Source organism: Streptomyces daliensis, assembly GCF_054782395.1.
Window position 1 is genome coordinate 135,959 of record NZ_BAAGSO010000107.1, and the last position, 20,906, is coordinate 156,864.

The window sequence follows — 20,906 nt, forward strand, 5'->3', positions numbered from 1 at the left end:
AGCGCTGATCGGAGTGCTGGTCAGCGCGTTGCTACGAGCGGCGGTCAGAGCGCCGGGTAGGCGTTCTTCAGCAGCTCCTGGAACTGGGCCGAGAACCACTGGCCCGAGATCGGCGCGTCCGGCAGGGCGCCGGACATGTTGTTGTTGTTGCGGGGGTTGCCGGTATACGTCGGGTCGCACATCCGGTCAAAGCCCTTGCCCTCGTCGTTCGGGATCTCCTTGCTCGATCCGTCGGACTCACCCGGGGGCTTCATCCAGACGTACGCGTCGATCCCGGCGGCCGGTGCGGCCGTGGGGCGCTCGCCGAGCCCGGCGCCCTTCTGGTTGCACCAGTTCCCGACGTGGATGCGCTGGTCGGTCTTGCCGCCGTTGACGTAGCTGTCCACGTCGGTCTGCGGCCCGGGTCCTGTCGGCCGGGCCGTGCCGCCCCAGCCGTTGCGCGAGGTGTCGATCAGCATGCCGATGCTGGAGCTGAAGCCGACCGAGACGAGCTTGTCGCGGAACGCCTGTGCGAAGGACTGCTCGTCCACGTAGCGGTTCCAGTCCACCCACTTCGACTCGCGGACCGACCTGCCGCCCACCGAGTCGTTGATGGTGAAGTACGGCTCCTTCGTCGGGCTGTAGTTGGCCGTGTTGGTGATGAAGCCGTGGACGTCGTTGACCGTGGCGCCCTCGGCCGTCGCCGCCTGCTTGAACACATCGGCCGACGGGCCGAAGTTGTCGTCCCAGCCGATCCAGCCGTGGTGCCCGGCGTCGACGTAGTTGTAGACGTTGCCGATGTCGCCGAGCTTGTTCAGCGCGTAGCCGACGCCCTTCACGTAGTTGCCGTTGGCCTTCATGACGTCGCACTCGGGGGTGGCCGTCGCGCGCCCGCCGGTGTTGGTGACGAGGTTGGGCAGCGAGTCGATCTCGACGGTCGTGACGATGCGCAGGTTCGCGTACTTCGGGTCGGCGAGGATCGCGGCGATCGGATCGATGTACTCCGTCTTGTACCTGTCGATCTCGGTCGGACCCAGCTCGCCGTTGGAGGCGAGCGCGGAACAGTCGCGGCCCGGCAGGTTGTAGATGACGAGCTGGACGACGAGCGAGCCGCCGTTCGCCTGCTGCAACGCCGTGTCGAGGTGGTCGCGCAGGCCCATCTTGCCGTTCGCGCCCTCGATGGCGGCGATGCGGTCGAGCCAGACGCCGGTGGGCTGCTGCGCGACCTTGCTGCCGCCGGGCTCGGCCGCGGCCTTCGACGACCACTCCGGGTTCACATAGCCCTTGGCGCCCTGGTACGGGTTGTCGACCTTGGCCAGCGGCGCGGCGCTCTGGTCCGTCGCCCTGGGCTCCAGCGCCGTCGCGGTCCCGGCCGTGGCGGCGACCAGCGCGCACGCCGCTAACAGCGCGGTACGGGACAGTCGGGAGGAGCGGGCGGGGCGGGCGAGGCCTTTGGGGCGTTCGGCGCGTGAGGGGTGGGCGGTGTTTCTGTTGCGGCTCATGAAACGGGTTCCTCTCGGTTCCGGGCGCGCGGTGCGGACCGCGTCGCCTTGGGGGGATGTGGGGGCGTTTCTGCGCTGATCGCTGGTTGCTCGCTGCTGGTGCGCTCGCCGCCGGTTGCCGCGTCGCGTGGCACGGGTCGCGTGTCGTCGCCGGACGAGACGTGCCGGACGGTGCTGAGCGTGAGCGGAGGGGGTTAGCGGAGGTGTCCCAGGTCTGTCCGGGCCCTGACCGGTCCGTATCGGCTTCCGGTTTCCGGCCGCGGAGGCATGACGCTTCGCCGAGGGGACGTGAGGGTGCCGACAGGTGTGCTCGGCACCGGCCGTCAGGAGATGAAGGCGCAGGGGGGTGCGCGCATGAGCGACTCCTCGCTGGTCGAAAGCGCCACGCACGGCGCTCGACGGATGGAATCGCTCCCACTGGTGCCGTCAGAATGTAATGGGAAGTTCCGCATCGCGACAGGGGCGTTGCGAACTTCTTCCGTCGAATTTCTTCGATGGGGCGGTCTTGCCATGTCTCTTGACACCCATAGCGCCGCAACCGAACCTTGGGAGCGCTCCCACTGGTTCACGGCTTGTACTCCGATCCCCCCATCCGACCGAGCCGCTAGGAGGGACCCGCTCCATGCGTACAAGACGCAAACGCAAGCGGCGGTTACTGAACTTCCTGTTCGCAGCACTCTTCATCGCGGCGACCACCGGTCCGGCTCTGGGAACCGGCCAGGCGGTGGGAACCGGTCCCTCATCCGGTTCCGTTTCTGAGGCGGCCGGGCCCGCCGGGTCCGCCGGGTCCGCGCCTGGGGCTGCCGGGTCCGTCGAGTCCGTCGAGTCCGTCGCGTCGACGGGGTCCAGGCCGGACGCGGTCGCGGCCGACGCGTACGACTGGAAGAACGCCCGCATCGACGGCGGCGGCTTTGTCCCCGGCATCGTCTTCAACCGGAGCGAGAAGAACCTCGCCTACGCCCGCACGGACATCGGCGGCGCCTACCGCTGGAACGCCTCGTCCGAGACCTGGACGCCGCTGCTCGACTCGGTGGGCTGGGACAACTGGGGCCACACCGGCGTGGCGAGCATCGCCAGCGACCCCGTCGACCCGGACAACGTCTACGCGGCCGTCGGCACCTACACCAATGACTGGGACCCCACCAACGGCGCGATCCTGCGCTCGGCCGACCGGGGCGCGAGCTGGAAGAGCACCGGTCTCCCCTTCAAGCTGGGCGGGAACATGCCGGGGCGCGGCATGGGCGAGCGTCTGGCCGTCGACCCGCACGACAACAGCGTGCTGTACCTGGCCGCGCCCAGCGGCGAAGGGCTGTGGCGCAGCACCGATTCCGGGGTCACCTGGGCCGAGGTCACCAGCTTCCCCAACCCCGGCAACTACGCGCAGGACCCGTCCGACCCGAGCGGCTACGCGAGCGACAACCAGGGCGTCGTCTGGGTCACCTTCGACGAGTCCACCGGCTCGGCGGGCAGCCCGACGGGGACGGTCTACGTCGGTGTCGCCGACAAGGAGAACACCGTCTACCGTTCGACCGACGCGGGCCGCACCTGGTCCCGCCTGCCCGGACAGCCGACGGGCTACCTCGCGCACAAGGGCGTCCTCGACGCCGAGAACGGCTACCTCTATCTCGCGCTCAGCGACACGGGCGGGCCCTACGACGGCGCGAAGGGCCAGGTCTGGCGCTACGCGACCGCGACCAGCGAGTGGAAGAACATCAGCCCGATGACGGACGCGGACACGTACTTCGGCTACAGCGGGCTCACCGTCGACCGGCAGCATCCCGGGACGGTGATGGTCACCGGCTACAGCTCCTGGTGGCCCGACACCCAGATCTTCCGCACCAACGACAGCGGCGACAACTGGACCCGCGCCTGGGACTGGACCAGCTACCCGAACCGTTCCTTCCGCTACACCATGGACGTCTCCTCCTCACCCTGGCTGACCTGGGGAGCCAACCCGTCGCCGCCCGAGGTCACCCCGAAACTCGGCTGGATGACGGAGGCACTGGAGATCGACCCCTTCGACTCGGACCGGATGATGTACGGCACGGGCGCGACCGTCTACGGCACGGGCAACCTCACCGACTGGGACGACGGCGGCAAGATCGGCATCGAGCCGATGGCCCGGGGGATCGAGGAGACCGCGGTCAACGACCTCGCCAGCCCGCCCTCGGGGGCGCCGCTGCTGAGCGCGCTCGGCGACATCGGGGGCTTCCGGCACACGGACCTCACCAGCGTGCCGTCGACGATGTACCAGTCGCCCAACTTCACCTCCACGACCAGCCTCGACTTCGCCGAGAAGAACCCCGGCACGGTCGTCCGGGCCGGCAACGCCGACACCGCGCCCCGCGTCGCCTTCTCCACCGACAACGGGGCCAACTGGTGGGGCGGCAGCGAGCCCTCGGGCGTGACCGGTGGCGGCACGGTGGCGGCCGGGGCGGACGGCAGCCGCTTCGTCTGGAGCCCCCAGGGCGCCGGCGTCCACTACGCCACCGGGGTCGGCGGGGGCTGGTCCGCCTCCAGCGGCATCCCCGCGGGGGCGACGGTGGAGGCCGACCGGGAGAACCCGCGGACGTTCTACGGCTTCTCCTCCGGCACCTTCTACGTCAGCACCGACGGCGGTGCCACCTTCACAGCCCGTTCCTCCCAGGGCCTCCCGGCCGGGGACAGCGTCCGCTTCAAGGCGCTGCCCGGCGCCGAGGGCGACATCTGGTTCGCCGGGGGAGCGAAGGGCGGCGCCTACGGGCTGTGGCACTCCAAGGACTCCGGTGCCACCTTCACCAAGGTCCAGGGCGTCGAGGAGGCCGACACCATCGGCTTCGGCAAGGCGGCTCCGGGCGCCTCGTACCAGACGCTCTACGCGAGCGCCAAGATCGGCGGCGTCCGCGGGATCTTCCGTTCGACGGACGCGGGCGCGAGCTGGGTCCGCGTCAACGACGACGCCCACCAGTGGGGCTGGACCGGTGCGGCGATCACCGGCGACCCACGGGTGTACGGCAGGGTCTACGTCGCCACGAACGGGCGGGGCATCGTCTACGGCGACATCCGGGAGTGAGCCTCCCGGCAGCGATCTCGTACGGCCCGGGTCCGCCCCGCCCCCGGGCCGTACGTCCGCGCTCAGGCCCGTGCTCGGGCCCGCGTTCAGGTCCGTGCTCAGGCCCGCGTTCAGGTCCGTGCTCGGGCCCGCGTTCAGGTCCGTGCTCAGGCCCGGGTTCAGGTCCGTGCTCGGGCCCCGGTCACCGCTGACGTGCCGCGCGCCGCTGGGCGCCGATGCGGACGGCTATGTCGAAGGCGTTCTGGATGGACCCGGTGTTCGCGGCGCCCTGGCCGACGAGGTCGAAGGCCGTGCCGTGGGCCGGGGTGCAGATCGGGACGGGCAGGCCGCCCGCGATGGTGACCCCGCCGTCGAACCCCATGAGCTTCATCGCGATCTGGCCCTGGTCGTGGTACATCGTCAGGATGCCGTCGAACTCCCCGGCACGCGCCCGCAGGAAGATGGTGTCGGAGGGGAAGGGGCCCTTGACGTCGAGCCCGGCGTCCGCGAGGTCGGTCACGGCCGGGGCGATGATGTCGATCTCGTGCCGCCCGAACCGCCCGCTCTCTCCCGCGTGCGGGTTGAGCGCGCACACGCCGATACGGGGCCGCTCCAGCCCTGACTCGCGCAGCACCTCGTCGAGCAGCCGCCCCGCAGCCACGACCCGCTCGCGGGTGATGCCCGCGTCGACCTCGGCGACCGACACGTGGGAGGTGACCCGTGCCGTCCACAGCCCCGGCAGCACGTTCAGCTCCGACGTGAAGTCCTCCACCCCCAACTCGACCTCGAACCAGCGCAGTTCGTCGTTCTCCGACAGTCCGGCCAGGTGCAGGGAGGACTTGTTGAGCGGAGCGAAGAGGATGGCGTCGGCCTCCTGGGACTTCGCCAGGCCCAGGGCGACCTCGAGGTTGTCGAGGGCCCACCGTCCGCCCGCCGCCGTGGCCGCCTTCCGCTCGAAGGGCGCCGCCGGGCGACTGGCACCCTCGCCGAGCAGCAGCGGCAGCCCTTCGGCCTCGGCCTTCGCCGCGTCGGTGGTGTAGGGGAGGGGCGTGCCCGCGTCCTCGCCCGCCTCGGCAAGCTCCCGCTCGTCGGAGATCAGCAGCACGCGGGCCGCCGCGGTGTTCGCGGGGTCGGAGAGCAGCTTGGCGACGAGTTCGGGTCCGATGCCCGCGGGATCGCCGAGCGTGACGGCGATACGGGGGAGTGCTGCGGCGGTCATGAGGGCCTCTTTTCCGTGAGGGTGGGCTGCGCGGAGCTGTCGGACGCGGGGCTGTCGGAGGGGGTGCGGGCGGCGTCTCCGGCGTCCCGGGTCTCCTCGGCCGGGGCGTCGGGCTGCCGAGGCTCGGTGGTCCTGTTCGGGCGGAGCCGCCTGACCAGCGGCGGGCCTGCCACCAGGGCCAGGGCGAGTATCAGGAGGGAGACGGCGGCGGGGCTGCGGAACACGATCAGGCTGTCCTCCCCTGCCAGAGCCGAGGTCTGCACCATGGCCTTTTCGAAGAGGGGGCCTATGACCAGCCCCAGCACGAGCGGCGCGACGGGGAAGTTGAGCCGCTTCATCGCATAGCCGACGAGCCCGAAGAAGAGCACGATCCAGACGCTGAACATGCTGTTCTTCACCGAATACGCGCCCAGCAGGCTGGTGACGATGATCAGCGGATAGAGGAACGCGTACCGCACGCGCAGCAGTTGCGCGAAGACCGGCGCCATCGGCAGGTTGAGGATCAGCAGGATCAGGTTCCCGATGAAGAAGGAGACCAGCAGGCCCCACACCAGATCGGGCTGGTTCTCGAAGAGCAGCGGGCCGGGCTGGATGCCGTAGATGAGGAAGGCGCCGAGCAGCACCGCGGTCGTGGCCCCGCCGGGGACGCCGAGGACGAGGGTCGGGACGAAGTTGGCGTTGGAGGCGGAGTTGGTGGCCGCGTCCGGCGCGACGACCCCCTCGATGGCGCCGGTGCCCAGCTTGTGGCGGTTCTTGGAGAAGCGCTTCTCGGCGCCGTACGCCATGAACGAGGCCAGCGTCGTGCCCGCTCCCGGCAGACAGCCGAGCAGGAAGCCGACGACGGTGCCGCGCGCGGTGGGTGCCGCGGAGCGCTTGAGGTCCTCCTTGGTGAGCAGCAGATCGCGGAAGCGGGCCCGGATCGGCTCGGCCATGCCGATGTGGAGCTGGTTGAGCAGCTCGCCGATCGCGAAGAGCCCGATCATCACCTCCACGAAGGGCACACCGCCGAAGAGGTCTATCTGCCCGAAGGCGTAGCGCGGGGTGCCGCTTCCCACGTCGACGCCCACACAGGCGATCAGCACCCCGAGCAGGCCCAGCGAGAGCCCGAGCAGCAGATTGCGCCCCGAGAAGACGACGATGGTGCACAGGCCGAGGATCATCACGGCGAGCATCTCGGGCGGGCCGAAGTCCAGGGCGAGATGGGCGAAGAAGGGCGCGACGGCGACGAGGACGAGCAGCGAGGCCATCGCAGAGACGAAGGCGCCGAGCGCGGAGATCGCCAGCGCGGGCCCCGCTCTGCCCTGACGCGCCATGCGGTATCCGTCGAGAGTGCTGACGACGGAGGACGCCTCGCCCGGTGTGGCGATGAGGATCGCGGTGATCGTCGCCCCGAACTGGGCGCCGTGATAGATCCCCGCGAGCATGATCAGTGCGGTGAGCGGGCTGAAGGTGAGCGTGACCGGGATGAGGATGGCCACGCCCGTCGCCGAGCCCAGGCCCGGCAGGATGCCGATGACGGTGCCGAGCAGCACGCCGACGAAGCACCACAGGAGGTTCTCGGCGCTCAGCGCGGCGTCGAAGCCGGTGACGATGTTGTCGATCACAGCGCACTCCAGACGGCGGGGTCGAAGAGTCCGAACGGCAGGGGCACCCGGAGCACGACGATGAACAGCAGATACGCGACGGCGAACGTCGCGGCCGACACCAGCACCGAGCGGCCCAGCGGCTGACGCTCCACGACCGAGGTCAGGAAGAGCGTCATCAGGGTGAGGGCCGGCAGCAGCCCGAGGAAGGGGATCAGCAGCGCGGTGACGACCATGGTGGCGACGACCACGACCAGCTTGACCCGCACGCGACGGGCCTCCTCCTCCGAGTGCTCCGCCTCCTCGGTGACATGGCCGTCACCCTCCAGGACGGTGCCGCCGCGCAGTTCCTGCCGGACCAGCAGCAGCCCCAGGACGAGGAGGAGCAGCCCCGCGACCCGTGGAAGCAGCCCGGGGCCGATGGTGCCGTCCTCGGGGTTCGACCAGGGGTACTGGAAGGACCCGGCGAAGAACGCGGCTCCCACGGCGGCGAGCACGGCGTAGGCGGCGACGACGGGGCGGCGGAACGGGGGCGTCAGGCGCGGAGCGCCCACGGGTTCGTTCTTGGCGAGGCTCATCGCAGGATCCCCCGCATCTGTGCGTCGTAGCGATCGAGGTACTGGGCGAAGTCACGGCCGCTGACATCGGCGGGGATGAGCAGATCGGCCTTGAGGTAGTCGCGGTACGTCTTGGACTTCATCGCCTTGTGCAGGTCCTTGATCCAGAAGTTCCGCTGGACCTTCGATATGCCCTTCGGCGCGAACACCCCGCGCCATACGGTGACCTCCGCGTCCATCCCCTGCTCCTTGGCGGTGGGCACCTTGCCGAGCAGCGGATCGTCGTAGCGCTCGGTGGTGAGGGTGCACAGCGCCTTGAAATCGCCGCTCTCCAGATAGGGCTTGACCGAGGCGGCGCTCGCCGGAGCGACGTCGATCTGCTTGCCCAGCAGTCCCGTCAGCACCTCGCCGGTGGAGCCGTAGGGCACGGTGCCGAACTTGCCTCCCTCCTGCTGGAACTCGGCGATGACCAGGGCGTCCGCACCGGTCTTGCCGCTGGAGCCGGTGACGACGCGGCGCTTCTCGCTCGCGGTGACGACATCGGCGCAGGTGTCGTAGGGGGAGTCCTCGCGGGCCACGACCATCCGGGAGTCCTTGGCGAACATGACCAGCGGGGTGAAGGACTCGTAGGTGAACGGCACGTCATAGACGAGCGGCAGAGTATTGAGCGCGGTCTCGGCGACGAGGAGGGCGTTGCCGTTGCCCTCCTCGGAGAGAAACGTGGACCAGCCGACGGCGCCTGAACCACCCTCCTTGTTCTCGACGTTGACGTTGTAGTCCCCGCCGAGTTCGTTCAGGCCCTGCGCCATGACGCGCGCTGAGCGGTCACTGCCGCCGCCCGGCGCGAAGGCGACCATCGCGGACACGGAGCCGCGGGGCTCCCAGTCGTCGGGAACCGGCGGTTTCGCGTTCAGCAGCGCGCCCGGTGCACAGGCGGACAGCAGCAGGGTGGCGCCCACGAGGGCGAGCACAGTGCGCAGCGGTGACGTCATCGTCGACCTTCCTGCGGCCAGGGGACAGGGAAGGGAGCTCTCTCCATGCCGCGCCACGAGCCCGCGTCATCAGAGATCCTATTGGATATATGGAAAGTAGAGCGCGGCCGACGCCCTGGCAAGGGGTGTGCATAACTTGCCGGTTGTGGATACGGGCAGGCCCGCCCGCCGATCGGCCGGCGGGCGGGAGAGGGGTCGTTTCGCGGACGACGGCCGGGCGGGGGCCCGGCCGTCGCGGAGAGAGCGGTAGAGAGGGGAAAGGGAGGGGGAGGCGACGAGGGCGGGGGCTATGCGTCCTCGGCCGCCCGGCGGGCGACGGCCGCCAGGTGCGTGCGCAGGGCCTTCGAGGGCGCCTCGGGATCTCCGGACTCGAAAGCGGCCAGGATCGTGGCGTGTTCGGCCACGGCCTGGTCGATGTCGAGGGCGCCGTGATCGGCGGTCTGCCGCATGCGGTGCACGTGGGCGCTCAGCGACTCGGCCATCTGGACCAGGAACCGGTTGTCGGCGGCGCGGATGATCGTGAGGTGGAACTCCCAGTCGGCCTGGAAGTATTCGCGAAGATCCGAATAGTCCGCCGGCGGGCCGCCGTCACCGCGCTGCTTGCGCACGCGATGGGCGCACAGCACGTGCTGCGCGTGCGCGGCGCGGAGCTCCGGCAGCAGATCGTCGGTGTGCGCCACGGCCCGCTCGGCCGCCGCGACCTCCAGCATGCCCCGCGCGTCGAAGAGTTCGGCCAATTGGCGCGGGGGAAGGGGGTGCGCCACGCGATAGCCCTTCAGCGCGACCCGCGTGACCAGTCCGGTGTGCTCCATCTGCACCAGCGCCTCGCGCACCGGCGTCTGCGAGACGCCCAGTTCACGGGAGAGCGAGTCGATTCCGAGGGAGGCGCCGGGCGGCATCGAGCCGTCGAGCAGCTTCTCCAGCAGCGCTTCGTACACACCGTCGCGCAGCGCGCGCCGCGGCACCACAGGCGTCTTCTTTCCGGAGGTCATAGTGCCGTCCAGGTTAGCTCAGGAGGGTTTTCCACAGGGCCTGTCGTCGCTCGGATAGATCCTATACGATCCACGATCGAGGGGTGGAGCCGCGCACGGAGCGGCTCCACCGCTTCCGGACGACATACGTAACGGAGACGACGATGTCCCACACCGCGATGTCCCGCACCGCCGAGAGCTGGCCCATCGGCGCGGCACTCCTTCAGTTCCCCGGCACCCTCGCCGACGGCACCAGCGTTCAGGACGCGCCCGTCGCCCACTGGGCCGCGGTCCTGCGCGAGGTCGCCGCCGCCGGGTTCGATCACGTCGATCTCACCGACAGTTGGCTCAGGCCCGGCGATCTCCCGCCTGAGCGGCTCCGCCGCCTGGCCGGGGTGATCGAGGACTCCGGCCTGGGCGTCACCGCCGTCTCCGCCGTCCGCCGCAGTGTCATAGACCCCGATCCCGAGGCCGCCGAGGCCCACCTCGGCTATCTGCTGCGGACGCTCGACGCGGCGGCGGAGCTGGGCATCCCCGTCGTGTCCGTGGGGCTCCACCGCGCGCTGACCCCCGCGCAGCTCGCGGCACAGTGGTTCTGGACGGAGAGCGGGGCGAGCGATCCGCCCGGGGACGCGCGAATGTGGCAGCTCGCTGTCGAGCGGCTGGCGGCCCTGGGCAGGCGAGCGGCCGGGCTCGGGCTCCAGTTGTCCCTGGAGATGTACGAGGACACGTATCTCGGCACCGCCGCCGGCGCCGTCGCCCTCGTGCGCGACATCGGGATGCCACAGGTGGTGGGCCTCAACCCCGACATCGGCAACCTCGTACGGCTCCACCGCCCCGTGGAGAACTGGGAGGACATGCTCCGTGCCACGCTCCCGCACGCCAACTACTGGCACGTGAAGAACTATTACCGCGATCACGACCCCGCCACCGGCGCCTATTTCACCGTCCCCGCTCCGGCCGAATCCGGTCTCATCAACTACCGGCGCGCGCTGGAGATGGCGCTCGACGCGGGTTTCACCGGACCCCTGTGCGTGGAGCACTACGGAGGGGACGGCCTCAGCGTCTCCGCCGCCAACCGCGACTATCTGCGCCGCATCCTCGACGTCAAGCTCGCGGCCCGCGAAACGGCCCATGGCGTGGCCGGGGCGGCCGGAGCGGGCGAGGCAAGGGCCGACGGGCGCGGAGCCCGGCCGTGGGAAGAGCGCGAGAAGCGGGAGGCGCTGCGATGACCCCGCTGCACAACGATCCCCAGCACTTCGCCGACGAGGCCCTGGCCGGGTTCGTCGCGGCACACCCCGATCAGGTGGCGGCCGTCCACGGCGGAGTCGTCCGCTCCACCGTCAGCCGCCCCGGGCAACCCGCCCTCGTCATCGGCGGCGGCAGCGGACACTATCCGGCCTTCGCGGGCTGGGTCGGGCCCGGCCTCGCGCACGGCGCCGCCTGCGGCAACATCTTCGCCTCTCCCTCCGCCTCCCAGATCTGCTCCGTCGCACGCGCCGCCCACAACGGCGGCGGAGTCCTCTTCGCCTTCGGCAACTACGCGGGGGACGTGCTGCACTTCGGGCAGGCCGCCGAGCAACTGCGGGCCGAGGGCATCGATGTCCGCATCCTGACCGTCACGGACGACATCGCCTCCGCCGAGGAAGCCGAGCGGCGCCGGGGCATCGCGGGCGATCTGCCCGTCATCAAGATCCTGGGCGCCGCGGCCGAGGCGGGGCTCGGGCTCGACGAGGTGGAGCGGTTCGGCCGCCGGGCCAACGCGGCGACGCGCACACTTGGCGTCGCGTTCAGCGGCTGCACCCTGCCGGGGGCCGAGGAACCGCTGTTCACCGTCGAGCCAGGGCGCATGGCCCTGGGGCTCGGCATCCATGGCGAACCGGGCATCGCCGAGTCGGAGCTGCCCACAGCCGACGCGGTGGCCGATCTCCTCGTGGACGGGCTCCTGAGTGAGCGCCCTCCGGAGCACAGGGAGGGCGAGCGCCGAGTGGCCGTGCTGCTGAACGGCCTGGGCGCCACCAAGTACGAGGAGCTGTACGTCGTGCACCGTCGCGTCGACGCCCGGCTGCGCGAGGAGGGGCTGGTGCCGTCCCACCCGGTGGTCGGTGAGCAGGTCACCAGCCTCGGCATGGCGGGCCTCTCGCTCACCCTCACCTTCCTGGACGACGAACTGGCCGGCCTGTGGGCGGCGCCAGCACTTGCCCCGGCGTTCCAGCGGGGCACGCTGAGCCCGCCACCGTCCCGCACCGACGACCTCCCCGCGCCACGCACCGCTCCCGTCGAACCAGGCACTCCCGCATCCCGGCACGCGGCTCACCACCTGGCACGGGCCCTGCGCACGGCGGCCGAAACGGTCGCGGAACAGGAGAAGCGCCTGGGCGACATCGATGCCGTGGCCGGTGACGGCGATCACGGGATCGGGATGCGGCGCGGCACGGAGGCCGCCGCGCGGGCCGCCGAAGCGGCGCTGGAGGCGGGAGCGGGCGCCAAGTCTCTGCTCGCACGCGCCGGAGAGGCGTGGTCCGAGCGCGCGGGCGGCACCTCGGGCGCGCTGTGGGGAGCGGCGCTGAGTGCCGCGGGCCGCACACTCGGCGACGCGGAACCGGTCACCCCGGAGACCGCCGTCCGCGCGGTACGCGCCGGGCTCGACGCGGTGCTGCGGCTGGGCGGCGCCCGTCCCGGCGACAAGACGCTCGTGGACGCGGCCGTGCCGTTCACCGAGCGGCTGGAGGAGCGGCTCGGAGGGCGCGGGGGCGGGGAAGGGCCGTCGAGGCATCCCGGACCCGGCTCCGGCACACCGGAGAGCGCGCGGCCGGATCGAGGCCCGGACATACCGCCGCACACATCGGACACATCAGCGGCCGTACGGACGGACCGAGGGCCCGGCACACCGGACCACATACCGGGGAGCGTGGGAGCGGACCGGGGGCCCGGCGCACCGGAGGACATATCCGTGGCCGCACGGGTGGACGGAGACGTGGGCGGGCCCATGGACGGGGTGGCGGAGTGGGTCTCGGCCGCCGAGGTGGCGACACGGGCCGCCGAAGCCACCGCGGACATCACGGCGCGCCTCGGCCGCGCCCGTACCCACGGCGACCGCAGCCTCGGGACGCCCGACGCCGGAGCGGTGTCGTTCGCGCTGATCGTCACCGCCGTCGCCAAGGCGATGTCCGAGCCGGAGGCCGCGTCCGGGCCACCTGCCGTGACCGGGCCGGAAGCCCTGGCGGTTCCGGAGACCGTGCCGGGGGCGCGGGCCGGACATGGGCGGGAAGCGCGGTCCGGCACGGCCACAGCTCTTGTCGAGGGGGAGGAGAACCCATGACGTTGCGCATCGTCGTCGGCAGCGACAGCGCCGGATTCGATGACAAGGAGGCGCTCAAGCGGGATCTGGAGGCCAGCGGACTGGTCGCGCGGGTGCGCGACGCGGGGGTGGGCTCGGGCCAGGACACGGCGTATCCCCATGTCGCCGTGGACGCCGCCCGGCTCGTCGCGGACGGCAGCTTCGACCGCGCCCTGCTCGTGTGCGGCACCGGCCTCGGCGTCGCCATCTCCGCGAACAAGGTGCCGGGGATCCGCGCCGTCACCGCGCACGACTCCTTCTCGGTCGAGCGAGCCGTCCTCTCCAACGACGCCCAGGTCCTCTGCCTCGGACAGCGCGTCATCGGTCTGGAGCTGGCCCGCAGACTGGTCCGCGAATGGCTCACCTACACCTTCGACCCGACGTCCGCCTCGGCGGCGAAGGTGGACGCGATCCGTTCCTACGATCTCCCCGGCCCATGCTGAGCCCGGGACGGGGGCCGGGCCACGGACGTGCGGGGGGCTCCGCACCGGGAGGAGCCCCGGGGACGCGCTGGATCGGCACCAGTTTCAAGATGACCAAGACACGTGCTGAAGCAGTCGCGTACGCGGCCCGGCTGCGCGAGGCTCTCGGCCCTGAGCTGGCCGAACGCGCCCCTGGGGTAAGGCCGTTCGTGATACCCCCGGCCACCGCCATCACGGCGGTCGTATCCGCCCTCGGCGAGGACAGCCCTGTCCTCGTCGGTGCGCAGAACGCGCACTGGGAGGACTACGGCGCGTGGACCGGCGAGCTGTCCGTCCCCCAGGTCGCCGACGCCGGGGTCGGGCTCGTGGAACTGGGGCACTCGGAGCGGCGCGAGCACTTCGCGGAGACCGACGCGACGGTACGGCTGAAGGTCGCCGCCACGCTCCGGCACGGACTGCGTCCGCTGCTGTGCGTGGGAGAGAACGCCGGAGTGCGCGCCCGGGGCGGATCGGTGGCGCACGTACGCGCGCAGGCGGATGCCGCTCTGGACGGGCTGACGGAAGATGAGCTGAGGTCTGTCCTGATCGCGTACGAACCAATATGGGCCATCGGCGAGGGCGGCAGAGAGCCCGACCCCGCCGATATCGCCCCCGTCTTCTCCGCGCTCGCCGAGCGCTATGGAGCCGGACGTTGCGCGGGCCTGCTCTACGGCGGCTCCGTCAACCGGTACAACGCCGCTGAGCTGCTGCGGGTCCCCGAGGTGCGGGGCCTGTTCGTGGGGCGCGGGGCGTGGCGGGCCGAGGACTTCCTCGCCCTGATCGACCTCGTCGCCGAGGCCGGACAGCCATCCGGGGCGACTGCTCCCGAGGGGGTGATTTCCGGGCGGTGAACGTCATGCGTCAGGGCGGCGGAATACCGGGTGGGCCCAGGCAGTTCGTTTGTACGCTGCACGAAGTTGACCCCCCTAGCCCCTCCGGAGGCCCTTCGCATGTCCCAGGCTCAGACCACCGACCGGCGCACCGTCACCGAGGGGAGCCACGGGAGCCCAGGGGCCACGGACAGACCGGGACCCCCGGGCAGTCCGGGCCCGAGCGGCGTCGGCGGGGTCGGTATCGGCGGAACCGGCGTCGGCGGGGCGGCCGGGGACACCGTGCCTCAGGACGGTCCCCGCGAGGCCCGGGGCATCGTGCCGGTGCTCGCGTTCGGGGGCATCTCGGTCGCCGTCATGCAGACGCTGCTGGTGCCGGTCGTCGCGGAACTCCCCCGCCTGCTCGGCACCGCCACGTCCAACGCCGCCTGGGTGATCACCGCGACGCTGCTGTCCGGCGCCGTAGCCACCCCCATCATGGGGCGGCTCGGTGATCTCTACGGCAAGCGGCGCCTCATCCTGTTCAGCCTCGGGCTGATGGTGCTCGGCTCGCTCGTCTGCGGGTTCACGTCGTCGCTGGTCCCGATGGTCGCCGGGCGCGTGCTCCAGGGCTTCGCGATGGGCGCCATCCCGCTGGGCATCAGCATCATGCGGGACGAACTGCCGCCCGAGCGGCTGGGCTCCGCGATGGCGTTCATGAGCTCGTCGCTCGGGGTGGGCGGGGCGCTCGGGATGCCGCTGGCCGCATACGTGGCACAGCACACCGACTGGCACGCCCTGTTCTTCGGGGCGGCCGGGCTCGGAGTCATAGCCATGGTGCTGGTGGCGGTGGTGGTTCCGGAGTCCAGGATGCGTACGCCGGGACGCTTCGACGTGCTCGGGGCCATCGGCCTCTCGGCCGGACTCGTCGCGCTGCTGCTCCCCATATCCAAGGGCGGCGACTGGGGCTGGGGGAGCGGCATGACGCTGGGCCTGTTCGGCGCGGCCGTCGTGATCTTCCTGCTGTGGGGCCTGTTCGAACTCCGCATCGAGGGCCCGCTGGTGGACCTGCGTACGACGGCACGCCGTCAGGTCCTGCTCACCAACCTCGCCTCGATCACCGTCGGCCTGGCCTTCTACGCGGCCACGCTGGTGCTTCCGCAACTGTTGCAGTTGCCCGTCTCGACCGGTTACGGGCTGGGCCAGTCCATGGTCGTCGCCGGGCTGTGCGTGGCGCCCATGGGCGTCGCGATGATGCTGGTCTCCTCCCTCTCCGCGCGCATCTCCGCGGCACGCGGCCCGAAGGTGTCCCTGATGACGGGGCTGGTGGTGCTGGCCCTGGCGTATCTGGCGGGTACCGCGCTGATGGACGCCGTGTGGCAGGTCGTCATCACGGCGGTGCTCATCGGCATCGGCATCGGGGTGGCCTACTCGGCCATGCCCGCGCTGATCATCGGCGCCGTCGACCCCTCCGAGTCGGGGGCCGCGAACGGGCTGAACACGCTGATGCGTTCCATCGGCACCTCCACCTCCAGCGCCGTCATCGGTGTGGTGCTGGCGCGGATGACGATCCCGCTGGGGAACACCGAGGTGCCGGATCTGGAGGGGTTCCGCACCGCGTTCCTCATCGCGGCGGGCGCGGCGCTGCTGGGGCTGCTGATAGCGGCCTTCCTGCCCGGCCGTGAGCGGGCGAAGGGACACCACGCGAAGGGAGCGGTTCGCGCGGTGTCGGCGACCCCGTCGGACGCGGCATCGGCGTCGACGCCCGGTTCCGCCCCGGCCGCACCCCCGGCCTCGGCTTCGGTTCCGGTTCCGGTTGCGGTGCCCGTGGCCACGGCCGTCGCGACGGGTCCCTCGCCCGACTTCACGCGGGCGGTGGCCGAGGGCTCCGTGCACGGGCTGGTCCTGGGCGGGGGCGACGCGCCCGTCGCGGGCGCGGTGGTGACGCTGCTCGACCACGGCGGGCGCCAGCTCGCGCGCGCGACGGCGGCGGCGGACGGCTCGTACGCGTTTCGGGCACCGGGCCACGGGAGCTATCTGCTCGTCGGCTCAGCGCCGGGACACCGGCCCAAGGCCACGACCCTGACCCTGCCGGGCCACGGCCGCCCTGCCCGCCACCCGCACGAGGACGGTCACGCCTCCCCGAACCGCTGCGATGTGCGACTGCGGCCCTCGGCCGCGATACGCGGCGCCGTGCGGGCCCGGGGCGGGCGGCCGTTGGCGGATGCCCGGATCTCGCTGCTCGACGGCTCGGGAAGCGTCGTGAGCACCCGGATCACGGGCCCCGACGGCGCGTACGCGTTCACGGACCTCGCGGAGGGCGCGTACACGGTGGTCGCGGGCGGCTACGCCCCCGTCACCTCCCCGCTGACCCTCCATGGCACGGACCTCGATCACCACGACCTGCACCTGCGGCACGAGCACGAGCACGAGCACGAGCATGCGCACGGGCATGCGCACGAGCGCGAGCACGGGAGCGATCAGATATCCGGCGCGTGACCCGTGCCCCGTACGCGGCGAAACCCGTTGGCGTCCGAGGTCCGGGGCGTCCGAGGATGACGGGATGTACGAGACGCTCCTCCCCTTCCTGGGGGCCTGCCTGCTGATCGCCCTGTCTCCGGGACCGAGCACAGCACTGATCATCCGCAGCTCCCTCCGCAGCCGCCGCGCCGGTCTGCTGACGGTCCTCGGCAACGAGACGGGCGTCTTCGTGTGGGGGCTCGTCGCGGCCTTCGGGCTGACGGCACTGCTGGCCGCCTCGCAGGTGGCGTACGACGTGATGCGCTACGTGGGCGCCGCCGTGCTCGTCCTCTTCGGCGCCCAGGCCCTGTGGGCGGCCCGCCGGGCCCGTAGCGGGGCCGGCGGCACGGCGGACGACGTCGCGGACGGTCCGACGGGGGACCTGGCCGTTGAGGGTCAGGCGAAGGCGGAGGAGGGGCGGACCGGCGGGCGGTTCGCGTACGGCGCGGGCCTGCTGATGAACCTCGCGAACCCCAAGGCCGCGATCTTCGCGATGTCCTTCCTGCCGCAGTTCGTGCCCGAGGGCGCGCCGCAGCTTCCGGCCATGGTGGGGCTCGCGGCGCTGTGGGCCGTGTTCGAGGTCGGCTACTACGCCATGTACGTGTGGGGCGTCGGACGGCTCAAGGGCGTGCTGTCCCGTGCGGGGGTGCGGCGCCGCATGGAGCAGGCGTCGGGCGGGGTGCTGCTCCTCCTCGGCGTCAGGCTCGCGCTGGAGGGGTGACCCGGCCTCCGCCAGGAGACCCGGGTCACCGCAGCACCACCGCCGACTCGGGCGGCAGCCGCAGCACCCCGTCCTCGAAGCGGATCCCGCGCCCGCCCCCGTCCCCGCCCCCCTCGGGCCCCCACGCCGCGAGCGTGACCGTGCGCCGCAGCGGGAGCGGAAGCAGGGCGGGTGGTCCGTCCGGGCTGAGGTTGACCGCCACGTGGAGGGGGCCGTTGCGCAGCCAGAGCCAGCCCGCGTCCGCGTCGTACTCGACCATGGCCTCGCCCAGCGGGGTGTGCGCGAGCACGGGGTGGGCGTGGCGCAGGGCGATCAGGGCGCGGTGCCATTCCAGCAGCGCCGCGTGCGGCGGTCGCCCCGGCTCGCTCCAGTCCAGGCAGGAGCGCTCGCGGGTCGCCGGGTCCTGCGGGTCCGGGATGTCCTCCTCGGCCCAGCCGTGCGCCGCGAACTCCCGCCGCCGCCCCCGGCGTACGGCCTCCGCCAGCTCGGGGTCGGTGTGGTCGGTGAAGAACTGCCACGGCGTCCCCGCGCCCCACTCCTCGCCCATGAACAGCATGGGCGTCCCGGGCCCGAGCAGCACGAGCGCCGCCGCGCAGGCCAGCCGCCCGGGCGAGAGCCGTCCCGGACCGGAGTCCGAACCCGAGCCGGAGCCGGAGCCCGAACCCGGCCCCGGGCCCGTGCCCGAGAGCCGGTCGCCCAGGGCGCGGTTGCCGATCTGGTCGTGCGTCTGCGCGTACGCGAGGAAACGGTGCGCGGGTACGGCGCCCTTCGCCGCGTCCAGGGAGCGGCCGTGGGAGCGCCCCCGGAACGAGGAGTACGTGCCGTCGTGGAAGAACGCGCCGGTCAGCGTCTTGTGCAGGGCGGCGAACGGGTCGCGTGCGAAGTCCGCGTAGTAGCCCTGGGACTCGCCGGTCAGCGCGGTGTGGAGCGCGTGGTGGAAGTCGTCGTTCCACTGGGCGTGCACTCCGTGGCCGTGCGCCGTGCGCGGGGCCGTCGTGCGCGGATCGTTGAGGTCGGACTCCGCGATCAGGAAGAGCGGTCGCCCCGTGTGCGCGGCGAGGGCGTCGACGGCCCGCGAGAGCGCGGCGAGGAAGTGCTCGGCGCGGGTGTCGGCCAGCGCGTGCACGGCGTCAAGGCGCAGCCCGTCGAGCCGGTAGTCGCGGAGGAAGGCCAGCGCGCTGCCCGTCAGATACGCGCGGACCTCGTCCGAGCCGGGCCCGTCGAGGTTGATGGCCGCGCCCCAGGGGGTCTGGTGCGCCTCGGTGAAGTAGGGCCCGAAGGCGGGGAGGTGGTTGCCTGAGGGGCCGAGGTGGTTGTGCACGACGTCGAGGACGACGCCGAGTCCGTGCCCGTGCGCCGCGTCCACCAGGCGTTTCAGCCCGTCGGGCCCGCCATACGGCTCGTGCACCGCCCACAGCGACACGCCCTCGTAGCCCCAGCCGTGCCTGCCGGGGAACGGGCAGACCGGCAGCAGCTCGATATGGGTGACGCCGAGTGCCGCGAGGTGCGGCAGCCGCTCGACGGCCGCGTCGAACGTGCCCTCGCGGGTGAAGGTGCCGACGTGCAGCTCGTAGAGCACCGATCCTGGCAGCCGCCGCCCCCGCCACGCGTGCCGCCAGTCGTACGCGTCGTGGTCGACGACGGCGCTGGGCCCGTCGGGCCCTTCCGGCTGGCGGCGCGAGCGCGGGTCGGGCAGTGCGGGGCCGCCGTCCAGCGCGAACCCGTACCGTGCGCCCGGTGCGGCCGGGACGGACGCCGTCCACCAGCCGGGGCGTTCCGGATGGCGGACCATGGCGTGCGACGCGTACGACCCACCCGACTCGTACGGCCCGCGCGACCCACCCGGCCCGCCCCCCGTGGAACCCCAGCGCCCCGCCTCGGAAGCCCCGGCTCCGTCCGCCCCTCGCGCCCCCTCCACCCGCTCCGCCCCCTGCGCGGCCTCCAGCAGGAGCGCGACCCGGCCGGCCACTGGTGCCCACACCTCGAACAGCATGGGCACCATGCTGCGGCAGCCCGTCCGACGGCGCTACGGCCCGGCGGGCGCGCGCCGCCATATGGCCGCCGTACGCGCACCCGCCGCCCGCCCGCTTGCCCCCCGGCCCGTCCGCTACGCCATGCAGTAGCGGTGCTGGACGACCGGATAGCCCGCCTTCGCGAAGGCGGCGGCCATGGGCTCGTTGCCGAGGTCCGTGGCCGCGGCGATCGACGTCGCGCCCTCGGCCGCCAGTTGGTGGGTGCACTCGGCCAGCAGCTCGTAGGCGTAGCCGTTTCCGCGCCGCTCCGGCACGACGCCGATGAGGCCGACCGCCGGGCCGCTGGGGACGCGCGCGGGCACGTGCAGCCCGATCAGCTCACCCTCGCGCGTGTACGCGAGGCGCCACCACTCGCGGGGCGACGGCATCCAGCGCAGATGCTCCATGTCCTCCCGCGCGGCCTGCTCCGGGCCGCCCTGCTCCGTCGCCGCGCGCGCGTGCGCGTCGAGAGAGCCGTGCTGGACCCGGCGCAGTACGTCGAGGAACACCTCGTCGTCGGGTTCGGGACGGCAGACGACCCGGCCCGGCAGCTCGGGCAGTCCGTCGCGGGGAGTCCAGAGGTAGCGGTAGCGCTCGACGAGCGGGCGGTACCCGGCCGCCTCGGCGGCGCGCGTACGGGACTCGGTCGCGGCCCGTACCGCCGGGTCCTCGCGCCAGCCCGGCGGCAGGACCAGCTCGAACTCGACGCGCGGCATCTCCCGCAGCAGCCGCACGGCGGCGTCGTGCTCGCCGGGCGCGAAGTCGAACCAGTCGAGCACGACCGGCTTCTCGTCCTGCGGCGCCGCCCAGAGCGCGGCGCGCGCGACGACGCGTCCGTCGCGCAGCGCGACCCAGGTCCACTCGGGCCGGTAGGCGCCGCCCTCCGCGAGGGTCGCGTACGCGCGGCCGAGCAGCGGAGCGCCGACGAGGTGTCCGTCAGGGGTGGTGAGCGAGGTGAAGAGGGTGCGCGCCTCGGACTCGTCGAGCGCGCGGATGACCAGATCAGCGGTCACGGTGAAGGGTTCCTTCCGGAAGGATGCGGAATCAGGTGTCCGCGCTCCCGGTCAGCCCTTCAGCCGGTCAGCCGTGACGTGACGCCCGGGCGGGGCCGAGAAGGCGGGAGCGCGAGGTGGTGAACGTGCTGCACATCAGCTCTCGCCTCCCTTCGTTCGCGCCATCGGGCACGTCATCGAGCGTAGGCGCACACTA

Annotated in this window: 15 protein-coding genes; 7 read left to right on the forward strand and 8 right to left on the reverse strand. The window is 72.1% G+C overall.

Annotated features, from left to right (window positions below):
* Positions 1–44 precede the first annotated feature (44 nt).
* On the reverse strand, positions 45–1,481 hold the full coding sequence (locus ACYVOO_RS30115) for a glycoside hydrolase family 6 protein (protein ID WP_461018878.1): 1,437 nt from the start codon (positions 1,479–1,481) through the stop codon (positions 45–47).
* 622 nt (positions 1,482–2,103) lie between these two features.
* Between ACYVOO_RS30115 and ACYVOO_RS30120 the strand changes: the two genes are divergently transcribed.
* Positions 2,104–4,533 carry a xyloglucanase gene (locus ACYVOO_RS30120; RefSeq protein WP_461018879.1) on the forward strand — a complete coding sequence of 810 codons (2,430 nt, stop codon included), beginning with the start codon at positions 2,104–2,106 and terminating at the stop codon, positions 4,531–4,533.
* 181 nt (positions 4,534–4,714) lie between these two features.
* Here ACYVOO_RS30120 and ACYVOO_RS30125 read toward each other — a convergent pair whose 3' ends face one another.
* The 5 genes from ACYVOO_RS30125 to ACYVOO_RS30145 form a co-directional block, all read right to left on the reverse strand.
* Positions 4,715–5,731, reverse strand: coding sequence for a 4-hydroxythreonine-4-phosphate dehydrogenase PdxA (locus ACYVOO_RS30125; protein ID WP_461018880.1), 1,017 nt, complete (start codon positions 5,729–5,731; stop codon positions 4,715–4,717).
* Positions 5,728–7,335 (reverse strand): tripartite tricarboxylate transporter permease, encoded by a 1,608-nt coding sequence (locus ACYVOO_RS30130; RefSeq protein WP_461018881.1) that lies wholly within the window; start codon positions 7,333–7,335, stop codon positions 5,728–5,730. The genes ACYVOO_RS30125 and ACYVOO_RS30130 overlap by 4 nt, the downstream gene beginning before the upstream one ends.
* Positions 7,332–7,892 carry a tripartite tricarboxylate transporter TctB family protein gene (locus ACYVOO_RS30135; RefSeq protein WP_461018882.1) on the reverse strand — a complete coding sequence of 187 codons (561 nt, stop codon included), beginning with the start codon at positions 7,890–7,892 and terminating at the stop codon, positions 7,332–7,334. The genes ACYVOO_RS30130 and ACYVOO_RS30135 overlap by 4 nt, the downstream gene beginning before the upstream one ends.
* Positions 7,889–8,863: a tripartite tricarboxylate transporter substrate binding protein gene (locus ACYVOO_RS30140; protein WP_461018883.1), complete on the reverse strand. Its 975-nt coding sequence runs from the start codon at positions 8,861–8,863 to the stop codon at positions 7,889–7,891. Before ACYVOO_RS30140 ends, ACYVOO_RS30135 begins: the two co-directional genes overlap by 4 nt.
* Before the next feature lie 287 nt (positions 8,864–9,150).
* The gene (locus tag ACYVOO_RS30145; protein ID WP_461018884.1) at positions 9,151–9,855 is read right to left on the reverse strand and encodes a GntR family transcriptional regulator; all 705 of its coding nucleotides are present in this window, start codon (positions 9,853–9,855) and stop codon (positions 9,151–9,153) included.
* 143 nt (positions 9,856–9,998) lie between these two features.
* Here ACYVOO_RS30145 and ACYVOO_RS30150 point away from each other — a divergent pair, with 143 nt between their 5' ends.
* The 6 genes from ACYVOO_RS30150 (at position 9,999) to ACYVOO_RS30175 (ending at position 17,685) form a co-directional block, all read left to right on the forward strand.
* A complete protein-coding gene (locus ACYVOO_RS30150; RefSeq protein ID WP_461018885.1) occupies positions 9,999–11,066 on the forward strand; it encodes a sugar phosphate isomerase/epimerase family protein in 1,068 nt (355 codons plus the stop codon).
* On the forward strand, positions 11,063–13,156 hold the full coding sequence (locus ACYVOO_RS30155; protein ID WP_461018886.1) for a dihydroxyacetone kinase family protein: 2,094 nt from the start codon (positions 11,063–11,065) through the stop codon (positions 13,154–13,156). The genes ACYVOO_RS30150 and ACYVOO_RS30155 overlap by 4 nt, the downstream gene beginning before the upstream one ends.
* Positions 13,153–13,617, forward strand: a complete 465-nt coding sequence (locus ACYVOO_RS30160) for a ribose-5-phosphate isomerase (protein WP_461018887.1) — start codon at positions 13,153–13,155, stop codon at positions 13,615–13,617. The genes ACYVOO_RS30155 and ACYVOO_RS30160 overlap by 4 nt, the downstream gene beginning before the upstream one ends.
* Positions 13,611–14,486 (forward strand): triose-phosphate isomerase, encoded by an 876-nt coding sequence (locus ACYVOO_RS30165; protein WP_461018888.1) that lies wholly within the window; start codon positions 13,611–13,613, stop codon positions 14,484–14,486. Before ACYVOO_RS30160 ends, ACYVOO_RS30165 begins: the two co-directional genes overlap by 7 nt.
* Positions 14,487–14,585: 99 nt before the next feature.
* Entirely contained in the window at positions 14,586–16,943 is a 2,358-nt protein-coding gene (locus ACYVOO_RS30170) for an MFS transporter (RefSeq protein ID WP_461018889.1), read from the forward strand.
* Positions 16,944–17,007: 64 nt separating this feature from the next.
* On the forward strand, positions 17,008–17,685 hold the full coding sequence (locus tag ACYVOO_RS30175; protein ID WP_461018890.1) for a LysE family translocator: 678 nt from the start codon (positions 17,008–17,010) through the stop codon (positions 17,683–17,685).
* Between the two features lie 25 nt (positions 17,686–17,710).
* Here ACYVOO_RS30175 and treZ read toward each other — a convergent pair whose 3' ends face one another.
* Positions 17,711–19,678 carry a malto-oligosyltrehalose trehalohydrolase gene (gene treZ / locus ACYVOO_RS30180; RefSeq protein WP_461018891.1) on the reverse strand — a complete coding sequence of 656 codons (1,968 nt, stop codon included), beginning with the start codon at positions 19,676–19,678 and terminating at the stop codon, positions 17,711–17,713.
* Between the two features lie 114 nt (positions 19,679–19,792).
* On the reverse strand, positions 19,793–20,710 hold the full coding sequence (locus tag ACYVOO_RS30185; protein WP_461018892.1) for a GNAT family N-acetyltransferase: 918 nt from the start codon (positions 20,708–20,710) through the stop codon (positions 19,793–19,795).
* Positions 20,711–20,906: the final 196 nt, after the last annotated feature.